The organism is Acinetobacter sp. ANC_7635 (genome assembly GCF_056779945.1).
Map to the genome: position 1 here is coordinate 25,547 of NZ_JBWYIS010000015.1, position 18,665 is coordinate 44,211.

At 37.6% G+C, this 18,665-nt stretch carries 23 protein-coding genes; 14 read left to right on the plus strand and 9 right to left on the minus strand.

Features of this window, described 5'->3' with window-relative positions:
- The first annotated feature begins 18 nt into the window (after positions 1-18).
- The 8 genes from AC1M89_RS13115 to AC1M89_RS13150 all read left to right on the plus strand — a co-directional run bounded on the left by AC1M89_RS13115 (position 19) and on the right by AC1M89_RS13150 (position 5,736).
- Positions 19-1,023 carry an adenosine kinase gene (locus AC1M89_RS13115; protein ID WP_481609268.1) on the plus strand — a complete coding sequence of 335 codons (1,005 nt, stop codon included), beginning with the start codon at positions 19-21 and terminating at the stop codon, positions 1,021-1,023.
- Between the two features lie 16 nt (positions 1,024-1,039).
- Positions 1,040-1,348: a Rieske (2Fe-2S) protein gene (locus AC1M89_RS13120; RefSeq protein ID WP_171076765.1), complete on the plus strand. Its 309-nt coding sequence runs from the start codon at positions 1,040-1,042 to the stop codon at positions 1,346-1,348.
- Between the two features lie 17 nt (positions 1,349-1,365).
- On the plus strand, positions 1,366-1,980 hold the full coding sequence (locus AC1M89_RS13125) for an OB-fold-containig protein (RefSeq protein WP_035266601.1): 615 nt from the start codon (positions 1,366-1,368) through the stop codon (positions 1,978-1,980).
- Positions 1,981-2,391: 411 nt separating this feature from the next.
- Positions 2,392-2,583, plus strand: coding sequence for a cytochrome oxidase putative small subunit CydP (gene cydP, locus AC1M89_RS13130; protein WP_481587955.1), 192 nt, complete (start codon positions 2,392-2,394; stop codon positions 2,581-2,583).
- The gene (locus tag AC1M89_RS13135; RefSeq protein WP_481614304.1) at positions 2,583-4,163 is read left to right on the plus strand and encodes a cytochrome ubiquinol oxidase subunit I; all 1,581 of its coding nucleotides are present in this window, start codon (positions 2,583-2,585) and stop codon (positions 4,161-4,163) included. The genes cydP and AC1M89_RS13135 overlap by 1 nt, the downstream gene beginning before the upstream one ends.
- 1 nt (position 4,164) lies before the next feature.
- Positions 4,165-5,310: a cytochrome d ubiquinol oxidase subunit II gene (cydB, locus tag AC1M89_RS13140; RefSeq protein ID WP_092768425.1), complete on the plus strand. Its 1,146-nt coding sequence runs from the start codon at positions 4,165-4,167 to the stop codon at positions 5,308-5,310.
- A gap of 26 nt (positions 5,311-5,336) precedes the next feature.
- Positions 5,337-5,438, plus strand: coding sequence for a cytochrome bd-I oxidase subunit CydX (gene cydX, locus AC1M89_RS13145; RefSeq protein WP_035266590.1), 102 nt, complete (start codon positions 5,337-5,339; stop codon positions 5,436-5,438).
- Between the two features lies 1 nt (position 5,439).
- Positions 5,440-5,736 (plus strand): cyd operon YbgE family protein, encoded by a 297-nt coding sequence (locus AC1M89_RS13150; protein ID WP_092768427.1) that lies wholly within the window; start codon positions 5,440-5,442, stop codon positions 5,734-5,736.
- A 59-nt stretch (positions 5,737-5,795) separates the two neighbouring features.
- Here the strand turns inward: AC1M89_RS13150 and AC1M89_RS13155 are convergent, their stop codons facing one another.
- The 3 genes from AC1M89_RS13155 to ftsY all read right to left on the minus strand — a co-directional run bounded on the left by AC1M89_RS13155 (position 5,796) and on the right by ftsY (position 8,461).
- Entirely contained in the window at positions 5,796-6,437 is a 642-nt protein-coding gene (locus AC1M89_RS13155; RefSeq protein WP_481614305.1) for a DUF2057 family protein, read from the minus strand.
- Between the two features lie 113 nt (positions 6,438-6,550).
- Positions 6,551-7,144, minus strand: a complete 594-nt coding sequence (locus tag AC1M89_RS13160; protein ID WP_035266583.1) for a nitroreductase family protein — start codon at positions 7,142-7,144, stop codon at positions 6,551-6,553.
- A 237-nt stretch (positions 7,145-7,381) separates the two neighbouring features.
- Positions 7,382-8,461: a signal recognition particle-docking protein FtsY gene (gene ftsY / locus AC1M89_RS13165; RefSeq protein ID WP_035266635.1), complete on the minus strand. Its 1,080-nt coding sequence runs from the start codon at positions 8,459-8,461 to the stop codon at positions 7,382-7,384.
- A 252-nt stretch (positions 8,462-8,713) separates the two neighbouring features.
- Here ftsY and AC1M89_RS13170 point away from each other — a divergent pair, with 252 nt between their 5' ends.
- Together AC1M89_RS13170 and AC1M89_RS13175 are read left to right on the plus strand one after the other, a co-directional pair.
- On the plus strand, positions 8,714-10,021 hold the full coding sequence (locus tag AC1M89_RS13170) for a M16 family metallopeptidase (protein WP_481614313.1): 1,308 nt from the start codon (positions 8,714-8,716) through the stop codon (positions 10,019-10,021).
- A 7-nt stretch (positions 10,022-10,028) separates the two neighbouring features.
- Positions 10,029-11,540, plus strand: a complete 1,512-nt coding sequence (locus AC1M89_RS13175) for a M16 family metallopeptidase (RefSeq protein WP_481614306.1) — start codon at positions 10,029-10,031, stop codon at positions 11,538-11,540.
- On the opposite strand, the gene AC1M89_RS13180 is transcribed toward AC1M89_RS13175, so the two are convergent.
- Positions 11,537-11,857, minus strand: coding sequence for a hypothetical protein (locus AC1M89_RS13180; protein ID WP_180028944.1), 321 nt, complete (start codon positions 11,855-11,857; stop codon positions 11,537-11,539). The two genes, AC1M89_RS13175 and AC1M89_RS13180, sit on opposite strands and share 4 nt — an antisense overlap.
- Before the next feature lie 106 nt (positions 11,858-11,963).
- Positions 11,964-12,323, minus strand: a complete 360-nt coding sequence (locus AC1M89_RS13185) for a hypothetical protein (protein ID WP_481587962.1) — start codon at positions 12,321-12,323, stop codon at positions 11,964-11,966.
- 225 nt (positions 12,324-12,548) lie between these two features.
- On the opposite strand from AC1M89_RS13185, the gene AC1M89_RS13190 reads away from it, so the two are divergent.
- The 4 genes from AC1M89_RS13190 (at position 12,549) to AC1M89_RS13205 (ending at position 14,936) form a co-directional block, all read left to right on the plus strand.
- Positions 12,549-12,782: an SEL1-like repeat protein gene (locus AC1M89_RS13190; protein WP_035266572.1), complete on the plus strand. Its 234-nt coding sequence runs from the start codon at positions 12,549-12,551 to the stop codon at positions 12,780-12,782.
- A 139-nt stretch (positions 12,783-12,921) separates the two neighbouring features.
- Entirely contained in the window at positions 12,922-13,305 is a 384-nt protein-coding gene (locus tag AC1M89_RS13195) for a DUF2750 domain-containing protein (protein ID WP_481609263.1), read from the plus strand.
- An 87-nt stretch (positions 13,306-13,392) separates the two neighbouring features.
- Positions 13,393-13,824, plus strand: a complete 432-nt coding sequence (locus tag AC1M89_RS13200) for a CBS domain-containing protein (protein ID WP_035266567.1) — start codon at positions 13,393-13,395, stop codon at positions 13,822-13,824.
- A 176-nt stretch (positions 13,825-14,000) separates the two neighbouring features.
- A complete protein-coding gene (locus tag AC1M89_RS13205) occupies positions 14,001-14,936 on the plus strand; it encodes a hypothetical protein (protein ID WP_481614307.1) in 936 nt (311 codons plus the stop codon).
- 35 nt (positions 14,937-14,971) lie between these two features.
- Here the strand turns inward: AC1M89_RS13205 and trpB are convergent, their stop codons facing one another.
- The 4 genes from trpB to AC1M89_RS13225 are packed head-to-tail and all read right to left on the minus strand — an operon-like array spanning position 14,972 to position 18,664.
- Complete coding sequence (gene trpB / locus AC1M89_RS13210; protein WP_481593958.1) at positions 14,972-16,180, minus strand: tryptophan synthase subunit beta; 1,209 nt, start codon at positions 16,178-16,180, stop codon at positions 14,972-14,974.
- Between the two features lie 35 nt (positions 16,181-16,215).
- Entirely contained in the window at positions 16,216-17,403 is a 1,188-nt protein-coding gene (locus tag AC1M89_RS13215) for a vWA domain-containing protein (protein ID WP_092768443.1), read from the minus strand.
- Positions 17,404-17,411: 8 nt separating this feature from the next.
- Positions 17,412-18,263, minus strand: a complete 852-nt coding sequence (locus tag AC1M89_RS13220; protein ID WP_092768445.1) for an AAA family ATPase — start codon at positions 18,261-18,263, stop codon at positions 17,412-17,414.
- Positions 18,264-18,292: 29 nt separating this feature from the next.
- Positions 18,293-18,664: a hypothetical protein gene (locus AC1M89_RS13225; RefSeq protein WP_092768473.1), complete on the minus strand. Its 372-nt coding sequence runs from the start codon at positions 18,662-18,664 to the stop codon at positions 18,293-18,295.
- Position 18,665 lies beyond the last annotated feature (1 nt).

Below are 18,665 nucleotides of genomic sequence, written 5' to 3' on the forward strand. Positions count from 1 at the left end.
CGTGATGTGAATTTAGACATGGCTAAAGTTGACCTTTTTGCGATTGGCAATGCCCTCATTGACCAAGAATTCAAAGTATCTGATGAATTTCTTTTAGAGCAAAATTTGCAAAAAGGTACTATGCAGCTTACAGATGGGGAAACTCAAGCCCGTCTATTTCAAAACTTAAAAAATTCTCAAGAATATAAAGGTCAAGCCTCTGGGGGATCTGCAGCTAACTCAACAGTGGCTTTTAGTGCCTTAGGTGGTCAAGCGTTTTATGGATGCCGTGTCGGCAATGATGATCTTGGAGCGTTGTACTTAAAAGGTCTAAATGATGCAGGAATACAAACCTCTGAACGTTCGATCAGTGAAGGCGTAACTGGGACTTGCATGGTTTTGGTCAGTCCTGATTCAGAACGTACCATGCATACTTTCTTAGGTATTACAGCTGAACTCAGTAATGAACAAATTGATTTTGAAGCGCTAAAAACCGCTAAATGGTTATATATAGAGGGTTACCTTTCTACGAGTGATACGGCACGAGCTGCCGTGAAGCAAGCGCGTGCAATTGCGAAAGCAAATAATGTTAAAATTGCGTTAACGCTCTCTGATCCTGCTATGGTGCAGTACGCGCGTACAGGCTTGGACGAATTATTAGATGATGGTGTAGATGTTCTATTCTGTAATGAACAAGAAGCATTGATGTATACACAAACTGATGACTTAAAAAATGCTCTTGCTGCACTTAAAAAATTAAGCTCTACCGTCATTATTACGCTTGGAGCAGATGGCGCTCTTGTAGCAACGGAATCAACTGAACTTCAAGTGAAAGGACGTAAAGTTGTTGCTTTAGACACGAACGGTGCTGGTGATGCTTTCTCTGGTGCATTTTTATATGCATTAAATGCTGGTAAAGATTTACAAACAGCGACTGAATTGGCTATTTTAATCTCAAGCCAAGTGGTTGCTCAATTTGGTCCACGTTTAGACGTAGCTGATTACGCTAAACTTCTTAAAGAATTTCAAATAGAAGTCGCATAAAATGAATAAAATTTGCATGACTGAAGACATTCCTGAAAGAGAATCTCGATCTTTTGAAACTGAAAATGGTGACAACATTTTCATTACGCAACGAGATGGTTGCTTCTATGCGTATCAAAATGTATGCCCACATTTGCAAGTTGAGCTCGAGTTTCTTGAAAATCAATTCTTAGATCGTGATCAAGAGTTCATTGAATGCTCTACTCATGGTGCTTTATTTGATGTAGAAACTGGTGTGTGCATTTCAGGCCCATGCCAAGGTGAATCTTTAGAAAAAGTCGAGATTAAAGTTCATTCTGATGGTGGAATTTACTTAGAATCTTAAGTCATGAGGTGAAGGACATGCTGGCATTTTTAATGGAAATTGATTTAATGCCATTTCATATGTGCGTGTTTGCATTGCTAATGCTCAGCATGGCTGAAACCTTAGGCTATTTTGTTGGCTTAAGACCTAGTCAATTTATAAAAAAATTAACACCTTATTGGCTTATTCGCCTTCCTTTGCTTCAAGTTAAATTTTCCAAAGTTCTCATTCTTGTTTTTTTTCTGATCAATTTTAGTTTTGCTGGATATTTTCTTCAGCTCATTGTATTTGCAAGCCAGAAAACCTTTCTAGCTTGGTACTATGTTTTATTACCCGCTTTAATTATCGCAATCTTCTTTACGGTATTTATGATTCATTGTTTGGATCAAGTAATCAAACCCAAATACAAATCAGAGCACTCAAATTTGCTTGGTCGACTAGCAACTGTTTCTAGTGGTAATGCACGACCTGGTTTCTCTGCTCAAGCACGCGTTCGCGATGAATTCGGTCAATTACATTATGTACAAGTTGAACCAGAGTTTGGGGAACTTGAATTTCAATCTCAAATCCTCCTGATCCGTGCAAAAAGATCTCATTTTATTGCTAAAAAAATTGCAAAAACAAATCAACTTTTCAATGTTGATCAGCATTAATTAGGTATTACCCCCACTTCAATTATATGCATTTGATTTGAAAATAGTTCATTCAAGGTATTTTTGACGCCTATTAAATTTAAATCCAATCAACTCAACGATTATATAAAATTAATAAAATCTTTATAACCAACTATTTTAATCAGATTTAAAACCAACCAATTTAATAAGCTTTAAAACAACAATCCTATTATTTTAGTTGGAATTAAAATATTAATACCAAGCAATTTAGTCTATTTTATTTTTAAATATAACCATTTTAGTAGGATTTAATTTTATTAAAAATAAAAATTATAAATAACTGTTTTTATTATATTTTTTATATTAAAAATATTTATGACTATAAAGTATTTATTTTAAATAAAAAAAAGATAATAATAATTAAAATAGATTCAAATAATGCATTTAAATATGATGATTAAACCTTCAAGTTTAAATAAAAATTTAATCAAAGAGATTACTCTGATTCTTATTATCAAAGTAATCATTCTTATCGTGATTAAAAATATCTGGTTTGATGCACCTACCATTCCCAAAAACTTTGACCATCAAGTCGCTGAACGAATTACGGGCAGCGAACTTAAAATGAAGGAGACACGTTGATGATTTCTGAAAGCGTGGTCGATCTATCGCGGTTTCAATTTGCAATGACCGCAATGTATCACTTTATATTTGTACCCCTCACTCTAGGTTTGGCATTTATCCTTGCCATCATGGAAACCACCTATGTCATTACAGGCAAAGAGATTTACCGAGACATGACCAAGTTTTGGGGTAAGTTATTCGGGATCAACTTTGCTTTAGGGGTAACCACTGGACTAACGATGGAATTCCAGTTTGGTACAAACTGGGCTTACTACTCACATTATGTAGGTGACATTTTTGGTGCACCATTAGCAATCGAAGGATTAATGGCCTTCTTTTTAGAATCTACTTTTATTGGTTTATTCTTTTTCGGCTGGGAACGTCTTTCTAAAGTCCAACATTTATGTGTGACATGGTTAGTGGCTTTAGGCTCTAATATGTCAGCACTTTGGATCTTGGTTGCAAATGGTTGGATGCAAAACCCTGTCGGTGCCGCATTTAACTATGAAACCATGCGTATGGAACTGGTAGATTTTGCCGCACTAATCTTTAACCCAGTGGCACAAGTTAAATTTGTCCATACTGTTTCTGCGGGTTACGTGACTGGTGCAATTTTTGTATTGGCAATTTCAAGTTATTACCTACTTAAAAAACGTGATTTGGCCTTTGCCCGTCGTTCATTTGCCATTGCTGCTATTTTCGGTCTTGCTTCGACATTATCCGTAATTTTACTGGGTGATGAATCAGGATATGAATTAGGTGATGTTCAGAAAACCAAACTCGCTGCAATTGAAGCAGAATGGGATACACATCCAGCACCAGCTGCATTCACATTATTTGGTATCCCCAATCCCGAGACGCAAACAACAGACTATGCTGTGAAAATTCCATATGTCATGGGTTTAATTGCGACTCGCTCTACAACTGAACAAGTCACAGGGATCAAAGATTTAATCGCACAACATGAGCAACGTATCCGTAATGGTATGGTCGCTTATGCACAGCTTGAACAACTTCGTGCTGGAGATCAATCACCAGAACTCAAAGCTGCATTTGACGAGACTCAAAAAGATTTGGGTTATGGTCTATTGTTGAAGAAATACACACCAACTGTGGTTGATGCTACTGAACAACAAATTAAATCTGCAGCTTTAGATACTATCCCTCATGTTCCAAGTTTATTTTGGGCATTTAGAGCGATGGTGGCGTCAGGTTTCTTAATGCTCTTGTTGTTCATTCTTGCAACGTATGCCGTCATGAAACGTAATGCTGAAAATAAAACTTGGTTGCTCAAGTTTGCACTGATCGCCCTTCCACTTCCATGGATTGCAGCTCAAACAGGTTGGTACGTTGCTGAAGTTGGTCGTCAACCATGGACTATTGGTGAAGTTTTACCAACACACCTATCTGCATCAAGTATTAGTTCAGCGGATGTATGGGGTTCAATTTTAGCACTCGCTGCTTTCTATACAGTGCTGCTCATCATAGAAATGTATTTAATGGTCAAGTTCTCAAGACTAGGACCAAGCTCTTTACATACTGGAAAGTATCATTTCGAAAAACTAGCAGCAGCCAATAAGTCAACTGAGGAGATTTAACATGATTGAATATGAACTTCTCAAAATCATTTGGTGGGTATTGGTCGGCGTCCTCCTTATTGGGTTTGCTTTGACTGATGGATTTGATATGGGCTCTATGGCACTGATGCCGTTCGTCGGTAAAGACGATGAAGAGCGTCGTGCTGCTATCAACACCATTGCACCACATTGGGATGGAAACCAAGTTTGGTTTATTACGGCGGGTGGTGCACTTTTCGCAGCTTGGCCAATGGTATATGCAACAGCTTTCTCGGGTATGTACTGGGCGCTGTTACTCGTATTATTTGCTTTATTCCTTAGACCTGTTGGTTTTGACTATCGCTCTAAGCTCGAAAATACTAAATGGCGTAATGCTTGGGATTGGGGCTTATGTATTGGCGGCGCAGTACCAGCACTCGTTTTTGGTGTTGCATTTGGCAATATGTTCCTTGGCATCCCCTTTACACTTGATGAAACTGTTCGTTCAACTTACACAGGAAGCTTCTTTGCACTTTTAAATCCATTTGCCTTGGTCTGTGGATTGGTCAGTTTGACGATGCTTGCTGCGCATGGTGGTGCATGGTTAATGCTACGCACTGAAGGTGCATTAAGAACACGCTCTGCTCAAGCTACACGATATATGGGTATTCTTTTTCTCATCTGTTTTCTCGGTGCTGGTGCATGGTTGTATTTCGGCAATATCGAAGGCTACACGCTTGTAACACCTTATGATACGAATGGTGTAGCTAATCCACTTGCTAAAGAAGTACTCACTAATGCCAATCATGGCTGGATGAACAATTATTCTATTTATCCAATCACAATATTGGCACCGGTAATGGCGATTATCGGAGGAATAATTGTGGTTTTAGCATCGTCTAAAAATAAAGCGGGACTTAGTTTTCTGGGTACATCGTTCGCTGTGATTGGCACAATTCTCACTGCTGGTTTTGCCCTATTCCCATTCCTGATGCCATCTAGTATTCATCCAAACATTAGCTTGACGATGTGGGATGCAGTATCTAGCCAAATGACGCTTTCAGTAATGACTGTTGCTGCATGTATTTTTGTTCCACTGATCTTGGCATACACCACTTGGTGTTACTACAAAATGTGGGGTGTGATCACCAAGAAACATATTCAAGACCACACGCATAGTCTGTATTAAAACCGAATCACTGTTAGGAGATAATTATGTGGTACTTCGCATGGATACTAGGTGTGTTAATGGCATGTTTCGCGAGTGTACTTGCAGCCATTTACATGGAACAACATCAAGACTTAGATGGTGAATGAAATGAGTGAGCTTGCAATGTCAAATTCTGAAAAACGTAAATACTCATTCGCAATGATCATTTCATTTCTGATGGCATTGCCTCTCGCTACCATATTACTCATCCACCCAAGTCTGATGTTGGATGCAAGTGGTAATTACAGTCATCGTGCCATGATGCTGATTATGATTGGAATATCTGGTGGATTTATCCATGGCGTAGGGTTTATACCACGTTATTGGATATGGAAGTATTTATTTAGTCCATTTGTAGCATGGCCATTGATGATTTATGGTTACTATACTTGGCTGTTCACTTAATTTATAAAAAAGCCCTCTATGAGGGCTTTTTTATATCTGTTTATGAAATATTAAATGTTTTATTGCGTTGCAAGCCAAGTCATAAATTTTTGACGTTCCTGCTTTGAAGAATTTTTCCATACTTCAATCAACGTCTGACCAACATGAGTATTTGAATTTGTATTTTTAATGTCAGCTTGTTCCACTGTTTGAGTATTTATTGATGATGAACTTGACTTAGTCATTGGGCTAACTTGTGGATCATTATGCAATATCTGATTGATCGTACCGCCTAGCAAACTTTGCGAGGTCATTTGAACAATCAGATTATTTGAAATGAGTTGATTATTTTGATTATAAATTGCCAATTGAGGATTTTTGGCGAATGTTTTTGCTTGGTCCAAATCTCGTGGTGGATGAATTAAATCCAATTTGTATGACTTATTATCCTCTAGGGCTGGCAATTTCAAAGTAAGAATATCCGACTTTACGATCTCATGATTATTTAAAGGTAGTTCAAAGTATTGATTATATCGAACATTCACCAAAGGTTGATTCACATCAATTTGGTATTGTTTTTTTGATTTAAATAGTCCTGATTTAACCTCTTGATTATTCAATGAAATTACGACCAGTTCCTCTGGAACCACCAAGGTCGCCGCTGCAAAAATTTGACTGCTCAAACCCGTAAATATCAATGCAGACGCAATTTTTAATTTCATAAATAACTCAATATTAGATTGTTAGATATGACTACTATGCTACCAAGCGATGACAATTTAATGACAGAACTCGTCATAAAAAAAGGCACCAAAGTGCCTTTATATGATTTGGATTAATTAAAAGTTTTAAAACGAATCTCGTCATCAATAAACGTTTTATCTCCAGCAGGCGCTTCGATTGAACCGAGCACAAGCTGAGCACGAAGTTTCCAAGAAGCTGGAATTTCAAATGTTGAAGCCACTTCTTCATCCACAATTGGATTGTAATGTTGTAATGATGCTCCAATATTTTTTTCTGACAATGCAGTCCAAACCGCAAATTGAGCAATAGCTGTTGAATGTTCAGACCAGATTGGGAAATTCTCAGCATAAAGTGGGAATTGCTCTTGTAAACCTTTCACCGTATCTTGATCTTCATAAAACAATACAGTTGCATGACCCGCTTTAAAGCTATTGATCTTATTTTGAGTTCCCTCAAATGCTTCTGCAGGAACAATTTTACGTAAAGTTTCTAAAACGATATTCCAAAATTTGTCATGTGACTCACCAAAAAGTGTTACAACACGTGATGTCTGTGAGTTAAATGACGATGGACTTTGACGTACCGCTTCTTTAATGGTTTCTTCAATCTGAGTATTGTCTAAAGAAACATTCTTACCAATTGCATAGATGGTACGGCGATTTTTAATTTGATTTAGAAAAGACATAACTTATTCCTTATTTTTAACATTCATTGTGTGCTAACGATGATGCTATCTTATTCATATTACGAAACCTTTTCAGCCTTATCTTTATAACAAAGTGTTCTATTTTTGGAACAAATTGCGTATTTAATGTATTGAGTCAAAAAATTCGGCTTTCTCAAATTTGAATAACTTTATGAATTTTAAGTATTTATAAAAAAAGCTCCGTATAAGGAGCTTTTTAAATTAACCCAAGAATAATTATTTTTCGTTATCGAATAATGCAGCGACAAATGATTTTGCTGAGAACGGTCTCAAATCATCAATCTTTTCACCTACACCAATAAATCGGATTGGCACATGTGTACGGCTCGCAATGTTAAATAGCACACCGCCCTTTGCAGTACCATCCAATTTGGTAATAGTAAGACCCGTTAAACCTACAGCTTCATCAAACATTTCAACTTGGTTAATCGCGTTCTGCCCTGTGCCAGCATCCACAACAAGCATCACTTCGTGCGGTGCAGTCGCATCAATTTTCTGCATAACACGTTTTACTTTTTTGAGCTCTTCCATCAAGTGACCTTTGTTATGCAAACGCCCTGCGGTATCTGCAATCAATACATCGATCCCTTTCGCTCGTGCACTTTCAAAAGCATCAAAAATTACAGAAGCACTGTCTGCACCATGACCTTGTGCAACGACATGAATATCGTTACGTTCACCCCAAATTTGTAGCTGTTCAGTCGCCGCAGCACGGAAAGTATCGCCTGCCGCGAGCATGACTTTTTTACCTTCACCTTGCAATCGTTTTGCGAGTTTACCAATCGTGGTTGTCTTACCTACACCATTTACACCCACAACCAAAATCACATAGGGATTTTTATTCGGATCGATATGTAACGGTTTGACACGTGGTGCTAATAAAGCAACTAATTCTTCTTGAAGAGCTTTATAGAGAGAATGAGAGTAGATCAAATCGCCACGCGCAGTTCTTTCAGTCAAATTGGCAATAATTGTTTTCGTCGCCTCTACCCCAATATCTGCGACCAATAATTGCTCTTCAACTTCTTCGAGCAGCTCATCATCAATCTCTTTACCACCGACTAGAATATTCATCATTCCATCAGCTAAATTTTTACGAGATTTTGATAAGCCTTCTTTCATACGACTGAAGAAACCACCTTTCGGTTTTGTTTCTTCAACGGCCGGCACCGTTTCCAGCTTTTCTACTTCATTGTTTTCGATAATAGGCACATTAACGGCCGGGAGGCTCGGTAAGGTGACATCGTCATCACCAATATCCGCATCAATCAAGAATTTATTTTGCTGTTCTTGCATGCCGATTCCTTGAAAAGCATTGCGATTAAAAGAATGGAGTTTAGCATAGATTGCTTTAAATTCACGATCTGCAATTACTTTTAAAACGATCAACCAAATTGCAACAGTTCAATCTTGAATAAATATACGACATCATCAAGAATAATTTTAAAGTCATTATTCGGATTAATTGTGTCTCTCAGCCGGCTCAAATTCTCTCTGCAACTCATTTTCAAACAGACAATCATCATTGCTGCGATTACATCAGCACCGATGATGGCATTTGCAAATCAGCAAACTACTCAACTCTCTCGAAACACCGTCGAAACAACACTGGATAATGGTTTAAGAGTCATTATTAGAGAAGATCACCGCGCACCTGTAGTAATTAGCCAAATTTGGTATGCCGTCGGCAGTAGTGACGAGTCAGGGAATTTACTCGGCATTTCACACGTACTAGAACATATGATGTTCAAAGGCACTAAAAAAGTACCGAATGATGAATTTACACGCCTTAGTCGAATTTACGGTGGTAGTGTCAATGCATTCACATCCACAAATTACACCAATTACTATCAATTCTATCCTAAAAAATATCTTCCACTGGCATTAGAGTTAGAAGCAGATCGAATGCAAAATTTAGTTCTGCGCCAAGAAGATTTCGAACCCGAAATTAAAGTCGTAATGGCTGAACGACGGCAACGAACAGAGGACAATCCTCGCAACCTTGCTTTTGAAAGATTTAAATGGATTGCATACCCGACCAGTCACTATCGCCAACCAGTGATTGGCTTAATGAAAAATCTGAACAACATTCAATTGAACGATTTAAAACAATGGTACGAAACTTGGTACGCGCCGAATAATGCAACATTAGTCATTATTGGGGATGTAGATCCTGAACAAACCATTCGAGATGTAAAAAAATACTTTAATAAGATTCCCAAAAAATCAGTTCCTGAACGAAATGATGTGCTTGAATTTTCAAGAATTGGATATCGCTTTATGGAGCAATATCAGGCTGTACACGTACCCAACTTATTTATGTCTTGGAATGTCAATTCCATTAAAACAGCAAAAAATCCTCAAGACGCCTACGCTTTAACCATTATTCAAAATCTATTGGACGGCGGAATTTCAGCACGTCTACAAGAGAGACTGATCCGAGATAAGCGAATTCTGACCTCAATTAATGTGAGTTATGATCCATATAATCGTGGGGATAGCCTATTTTTAATCTCTGCCATACCTGCTGAGGGTATCAGTCTTGAGCAAGCGCAAAAACGCATACAGCAGGAACTAGATTTATTCAAATCAGAATTGATCAATGAAAAAGAACTCAATCGGGTCAAGGCGAATTTCATTTCCAATTTAGTGTATAGCCAAGATGATATTATTGGGCAAGCTCGACTCATTGGTTTGCTCAGCATCAATGATCTAGACTATCGCATGATTGATCAACTCCCTGATTACTTCGATAAAGTCACACCTCATGATTTACAACGCATTGCCAATATTTATTTTAATCGTGACAATTTGAGCGTTTTACATCTTTATCCTGAACAGAAAAACAATAACTAGGTGTTTTATGAATTATTTGTCTTCTCTATTTTTAACGAGTGTCTTGTGTAGTGCCATGTTGAGTTCACTGTCGCATGCGGATGAACTTATAGAAGCTGAACCAATTGAACAAATCATCGAAGAAGATTCCAGTGGTCTAAGCTCAATCAAAAACTTGTTAAGCTTAAAAGAGATCAAAAAAAATTCGCACAATTATCAAGCGCCTTTTGTTCAAGAACTTAAAAACTCTTTAAATGTACGAACCTTATTTGTCGAAACGAATGATCTGCCAATGGTCGACATTCAAATTACATTTAATGCTGGATCTGCACGAGATGAAGTCATAGGTAAAGGACTTTACGGTATATCCAATATGACAGCTCGCCTTATGCTTGAAGGAACAGATCAGCTCAGTGCCAAACAGATTACCACCACATTTGAGGGATTAGGCGCCAAATATTCTTTCAATGCCTATCGCGATATGTTTGTTGTTCGACTAAGAGTGTTAAATGATCCTGAAAAATTTGACCCTGCATTGAACTTACTACTGCATTTAATCAAGCATGCCACCTTTAAACAATCAGGCATTAATCTCGCGCTCAGTAATACTCAAATTGGGCAAAAACAACTTCAAGAGAATCCATCCAGATTAATGTCAATACAACTGTACCGTATGCTGTATGGAGATCATCCATATGCTCAACCAACAGCTGGGACAGTCGGTAGTTTAAAAAAAATTACGCCTGAATTACTCAAAGAATTTAGAGATCGATTACTTGTCGCTCAAAATTCCAATATAGCAATCACAGGACAACTCACTCAAGATCAAGCTCAACAGATCTCGGAACTGATTAGTATCAATTTACCGCAAGGGCAAAGGCAGCCTGACCTTCCAACTCCCGTAAGTGAATCAGGTTTTAAAATTACAGTACTAAAACGCGAAAGCCTACAAGCACATGCATTATTGGGTCATTTATCTTTAGAACGAGCACATCCAGATCGTGCTGCTTTGGAAGTTGCCAACAGAATGCTTGGTGGTGGGAGTTTTAATTCAATCTTATCAAAAGAGTTACGAGTTAAACGAGGACTCACCTATAGCGCATCGAGTACGCTGACTACACCACAGGTACCTGGCGTTTTTAGTTTTGGATATGCGACACAACAAGACCAATTGCTCGAAAGCTTAAAGCTCGCACATCGAGTATTCATTGACTTCAAAAAACAGCCTATTACTGAATCTTTGCTTAAAGAAAATAAAGAAAGTATTCTTCGGTCTTTTCCAATGACCTTAAATAGTAATGCAAATATTAATGCCCAAATCGCATCAATTGGTTTTTACGGACTTAATTCCAATTATCTAAATGAGTATCAGGAGCAGATTCGAAAACTAACTCGCCAAGATATTCATAATGCAATACAAAAACATTTACACCCCGATCAAATGACTGTTATTGCTGTCTCTGAACGTGTCACTGCCAAGGAGATCGAAGAAATACTGAATCAAAATCTTGGGCTCAATCTGAATAAGATTGAAGACTAATCCAACTTTTCAATCGCTGGATAAATTTTTATATGAGCATTCTCGATATGATAAGCATTCAGCAAACGATAAAATTCAATATTTTTAATCTTAGGTTTTGCAAGTAACAAAGTTGCCATTTCATGCGTTCGCTCTAAACGATTTTGAGCCGCGAGCGCTTGAACTTGTTCAAAGTGGGCAGAATTAATTGGACGATTCAGTGCAATACTAGAGACAATAAGAATAAAAAGTACAATGCCTATGATGAAAGCATTTTGAATCTGCTCAATATTTAATTGTGAGAAAAGATCAGACGAAATTTTTTTTAAATGGAGCATGTACAACCTCGGATTAGCTTAAGTGTAATCCGAGATGCTTTAAAAATATAGTGTTAACGTTGAATTTAACAAGAACCATTATGCTAACAATGGCGCTTATTCACCTTTAAGAGACAACATTCTGCACAACACCAAAATATAAGATAGCAGCGATCACCGCGAGTACGATAAAAATAGTGAAAACACTTAAACCACCTTCAGCATCATCAGGGTGTTCTTCGTCAATGACGGCGATACGTTTTAATTCGCCATCATAGTAGCGATAAAATTCAGCTTTCGCTGCAGGATCAAGCGTCTGCGTGTAATCATGCACACGTTTACGCTGCTCTAAACAGTAGTGACCTAAATGGATTTCTTGATGAAAAATTGCTTCATCAAGTTGTTTTTTATGATGATGTGCAAGCGCAATAATATCGGATGGCTCTGGTGGATTGCCAAATGTGAAACCATCAATGGTATTAGTCATAAGTCATTCTCCTTTATAGTTATTTACAGTTTTATCATAAACCCAATATAAAATGATTAAAGTTTAATCATGTAAGTATTTTTTAAAAGATTTATCTTGAAAATTTATTTGACAATTAACGCAAATTGTAATATTAGTTTAATATTACTTTGTTATATTCCATTTTGACCTAATTTAGGTCTTTATAACTGTAGTACTAATCATAATTAGAATAAGGAGTTTTATATGATTAAACAATTCTCTCAACAAGACCTCGAACATATGTATTCGAATGCTGTGAATACCATTCAATTTGAAATGAATTTTACAGACGCAGTTTCAGAACTTGAGAATGCAGCACGTGCGGGTCACGGTAAAGCAGCGATGTTTCTAGCTGAACTCTATCTTCAAGGTTTCCGTGTAGAACGTGATTCTTTGAAAGCACAGTATTGGCAAAACATGGCCACAATGCAAGCATAAAAAAACGTCACATTCGTGGCGTTTTTTTTAGTCTTTTATTACATATTTGCTTACCAAACTTTAAATTAATGCAACTAAACTTTAAGAAAAAAACATTAGACTGAACTTATCATCATTGATAATGAATCATTGAACGATCATGAACACCTTTGTACAGTTGCAACCCAATTCAAAGCATTTTTTACTCAAAATTAATATCCTTAAAACCATGATGTATTGTGGAGTACTTTGGGGACTGTACAATCCAGAACATCAAGGTTGGGCCATTCGATCAATCAATCAAGAATACATATTCCCCTTCTGGCTCAATTCAGTGCAGGCTTTACATTATGCAAAAATTCACTGGCCGCACTATCAGCCTCGAAAAATAACGCCTGATGATTTTAAAAATTCACTACTCCCAACACTAACGCGACTAAAAGTCACACCTGCCCTGTGCAATCATCGAGATCGCCACTTTAAGCTCACTATTCCACACATGCAGATGCTATTTTTTCAAAATCATTTGAGCCCATCTATTTAGCAGAAAATTCCACTAAAACGATTGTAAAGATTTAAGATTTCAGTTATTAACTTATACATGGACGAATAACCAACAAGAGGAACCTTTATGACAACAGTAGCTCAAGTCCTACAAAATAAAAACAATTCAGAAATCTCTACCATCACACCTGATGCTACGGTTTTAGAAGCAATCACACTAATGGCAACAAAAGGTATTGGTGCCGTTGTTGTCGTACAGGATGAAAGACTTGTTGGAATTTTATCTGAACGGGATTACACGCGTAAAATTGCACTTATGCAACGTACATCTGACTTAACTACAGTCTCAGAAATTATGACTGGTACGGTTTTATCTGTAAGTAAAAGCAACACCGTAGATGAGTGTTTAGATTTAATGACAGAACGTCATATTCGCCATCTGCCAGTATTAGAAGACGATAGACTCGTCGGAATTGTATCTATTGGTGACTTAGTTAAAGCCGCGATGGAAGACCAAAAAGTGTTGATTGAACAACTTCAACAGTATATTTCAGGATAAAGCTAAGCTCCCATCTCGGGGGCTTTTTTTGATAACTCCATCATGATCTCAATTTTGGACAATTGATTGAAATTAGTCATCTTTTACAAAGATTTTCTTTTATTGAGTCATTGAACTATTTAAATAGCATTAGTAAAGTCATCACATTATGGAATTTTTTTGCCTAAGGACTAATGATGTATAAAAAGTTATTGTGTTACACCGCTTTATTTGTAACTGCTTCCACTTATGCATCTGAACTTGAACCAACGATAAAGAATCAAATAGAGCTGCTAAAAAAAGCAAAAACATATCAAAAAAAGACGCTCATCACCCCGGCATGTAATACCTATGAAAAAGCCTACAAAATGGGATATTTAGGGGCTGATCAAGATATGAAAAATCCAAGAAAAAACAAAGAATTTGTTGAAGCCGCCCTGCAAACTTCTGCCTGTTATACAAATTTGAATTATACAGAACAACCCCAAAAATGGCTCGAAGGTACTATAACGCTATTTAAGTTAAAAAATTATTTTGCAGTCCCAAACTTAGATGGCCGACTCAAAGAAATTCAAGATGAAATGATGTCGATCGCAGAAGTGCTATATTTCAAAAAAAATGCTGACTATCGCAATCCCTCTTCTGAAGTGACCAATGCCTGTGCTGCATCTGAAATTGGCTTTAAGATTGGTTATTTAGGTGATCCTGATAAAGCTAAAGATCCTTCATTCAATGCAACATACGTACAACATGGTTTATTTCATGCCGCTTGCGTTTCTCTACTTCCATCCAAGGCTAAATCTGAGAATCCAGCATTTACGAGTTATTTGTCTTACGCAATTTTAAAAGAACTTGCCACCAAATATGACAGCAAAAAAGCACACGAACTAAGTGCACCAGCTGATGAAATTATGAAAACCATGGTTCAAGCTCAACAAGCTCAACAAGCTCAACAAGCTCAACAAGCTCAACAAGCTCAACAAGCTCAACAAGCTCAACAAGCTCAACAAGCTCAACAAGCGACTGAAACACTTGCTCAAGATCTTTCAATTGAAACTCCGCTCATTCCAATTGAAATTTCCTCCTTTGAAAATATTCTTACGCCTTTGAATGAAGAACCACCAGAAATGTAATTAAAAAAACCAGCCTAAGCTGGTTTTTTTATGTGTTAATTTAAACCTAATTTTTCTGCCACATAGTCCGAGTCTTTATCACCTCGACCTGATAAATTCACCACAACAATGGTATCTTTGGACAATTGTGGAGCTTCGCGTATCGCCCAAGCAACAGCATGTGAACTTTCTAATGCAGGCACAATCCCTTCAACTCGAGATAGAGTCATGAATGCATTCAGACATTCTTCATCAGTTGCTGTTGAGTACTCAACACGACCAATATCTTTTAAGAAACTGTGTTGAGGCCCCACACCAGGATAATCTAATCCAGAAGCAATTGAATGCACAGGTAATGGTTCGCCATTTTCATCTTCCAGCACATAACACGCCATACCATGAAGTTGACTTGGTTTACCTAAAGTTAATGTTGCCGAATGTTGATCAGTATCTAAACCATGTCCTGCTGGTTCAACACCAATTAATTTCACACTACCATCATTAAGGAATGCACTGAATGCTCCCATTGCATTTGAGCCACCGCCAACACAAGCAACAATATAATCAGGATATTTATTAAATCTGTCTTGTGATTGAACTTTAATTTCATCACCGATAATTGCTTGGAAATCACGCACCATTTTAGGAAATGGATGTGGACCAACGACTGATCCGATGGCATAAATAAAGCTATCAGGGTCTTTCAAATACTCTTCGAAAGCACTATCAACAGCATCTTTTAATGTTGCTGTTCCACGAGTGACTGAAATTAGATTCGCACCCAAAATTTTCATTTTCACGACATTTGGATGTTCTTTTTCAATATCAACTTGACCCATATGAATTTCACATGGGATACCAACCAAGGCACAAGCGGTGGCTAATGCGACACCATGTTGACCTGCCCCAGTTTCAGCAATGACTTTTTTCTTGCCCATGTATTTAGCAAGTAAAGCTTCACCCAAACAATGGTTAATTTTATGTGCACCTGTATGGTTCAAATCTTCACGCTTCAGATAAATTTGAGCACCGCCCAATTGTTCTGAAAGTCGTTTGGCATGAAATAAAGGACTTGGACGACCTACATAATGCGCAAACAGCTCTGAAAGCTCATTTTGAAATTCAGGTGTTTTACGAATTTCTTCATAAGCAACATTGATTTCATCCATTGCTGCTTTTAAATGAGGTGGAATGAATTGACCACCATATTCACCAAAAAAACCTTCTTCATTTGGCAATGCCACACCATTGATTTGATAGCTCATATCAAGATCCTTTAGATGAATATTATTTAAAAAAGTTAGCGCGAGAGGAATTTAGTCATATCTTCAATGCCTTTTAAAGTCATTGGATACATATGATCTTCAAATATTTCTTTGATCATTCCTATCGTTTGAGTGTAATGCCAGTAATTCTCAGTTTCAGGATTCAACCAAGCCGTCTTTTCATAATGCTGGCGCAAACGACGCAACCAAATTTCACCCGACTCTTCATTCATGTATTCGACAGAACCACCAGCAGATTTTAATTCGTATGGCGCCATACTTGCATCACCAACAACAATCACTCGATAATCTTTACCATAGGTATTAAATAAATCTAAGGTATTCATTTTTGTCGAAGTACGGCGATGATTGTCTTTCCAAACGTAATCATAAAGACAGTTATGGAAATAGAAATATTCTAAAGTCTTAAATTCTGTTTTGGCTGCACTAAACAGTTTTTCACATTGTGCAATATAGGCATCCATAGAACCGCCTACATCGAACAACATCAAAACTTTAATTCGATTACGACGCTCTGGCACCATCTGTACATCAAGAATTCCCTGCTTAGCCGTTTCGCGAATCGTTTGATCTATATCAAGCTCTTCTTCAGCACCTTGACGCGCAAATTTTCTCAGACGACGCAACGCCATTTGCATATGACGTGTTCCCAGAATTTGATCATCATCAAGATTTTGGTATTTACGTTGTTCCCACACTTTCACCGCAGATTTTTTACGTCCCGGCCCTCCAATTCTCACCCCCTCTGGGTGATCACCAAAAGCTCCAAACGGTGAAGTGCCACCAGTGCCAATCATACGATTACCACCTTGGTGTTTTTTATGTTGCTCACGCAAACGCTCTTCCAGCATTTTCATGAGCTCTTCTAAAGAACCTGCTCTTTGTAGTGCTTCACGTTGCTCTGGCGTTAAGTGTTTTTCAAGGAGTTCTAAATCAAACCATTCTTTAGGAAGTTGATTAACTTTACTGAGTAAATCATCTACATCAAAGGTTTGAATGCCCTGAAAATAATCCTTCATAGCACGATCATACTTATCGAAGTAACGCTCATCCTTGACCATGACTGTCTTCACAAGCTGATAAAAATCATCTTGATCTGCAAAAACCAAACCTAGACTAATTGCTTGATTTAAATCAATCAGCTCGCGCGTCGTTACGGGGATTCCGTATTTTCGCAAGGTGTAAAACAGTCTTACGAACATAGTATCACCTATCGACGAGTCATAAATGCGAGGCGCTCAAGTAGCTGCACATCTTGCTCATTTTTGATGAGCGCACCATACAGCGGTGGAATTGCTTTTGACTTATCATGGTTTCTTAAAATATCTTCAGGCATATCATCAGCCATCAATAAGCTTAACCAATCAATTAATTCAGAAGTTGAAGGTGGCTTCTTAAGACCAGGTATTTGGCGAAGCTTAAAGAAGACCTGAAGTGCCTCACTGACCAATGTCGTTGAAATTCTTGGAAAATGAACTGCAATAATTTCACGCATGGTCTGTTCATCTGGGAATTCAATATAATGAAAGAAACAACGCCGTAAAAAAGCATCAGGAAGTTCTTTTTCATTATTTGAAGTGATGATCACAATTGGACGCTGTGTTGCAGTAATTGTTTCACCAGTTTCATAAACAAAGAATGACATTTTGTCTAGTTCATGAAGCAAATCATTTGGGAACTCGATATCTGCTTTATCAATCTCATCAATTAATAAAACGCAACGTTCTTCAGAGGTAAATGCTTCCCACAATTTACCTGGTTTAATATAGTTTTTAATATCATAAACACGCTCATCACCCAATTGACTATCGCGTAATCTTGAAACGGCATCGTATTCATAAAGACCTTGTTGAGCCTTCGTCGTTGATTTGATATGCCAAGTAATCAGTTTTAAACCCAGGCTATCAGCAACTTGTTCAGCCAATAATGTTTTACCTGTACCTGGCTCACCCTTCACTAAAAGAGGCTTTTGCAACGCTCGAGCGGCCTTCACAGCAAGCTTGAGACTATCTGTGGCGATATATTGATCTGTACCCGTAAATTGATGTGCATCAACAGACATAATGAAACCTTATTTTTTTATTTGGATAATTAAAGTGGTGGTGTCTTCACTGACGATGTGTGTCTCGGATTCTTTTGTTTAGAAGCGTACTTAGTCCAGAAATAACCTGCCAATAACCCTAAAGCAATAACAAAGGCAATCAATGAGAAATTAGACCAGATCAAAGGTGAATCTTTTGTTAATACCCCAAAGATCAAACCAAAAGTTGCAGGTGCTAAGGCGGAATTAGGACCTTCAGAAATCGTTGGTGTTGCCAAAATAGCAAACACAAAAATCCAAGTCACTCCACCTAAAGGTGAAGGTAGGCGTTTCGCTATGCCGTACCAACACCACAGAATAATCAAAGTTCCGAGAATATAGACGGTAATTGCAATGTTATATTCTGGAATTGAATCCAACATT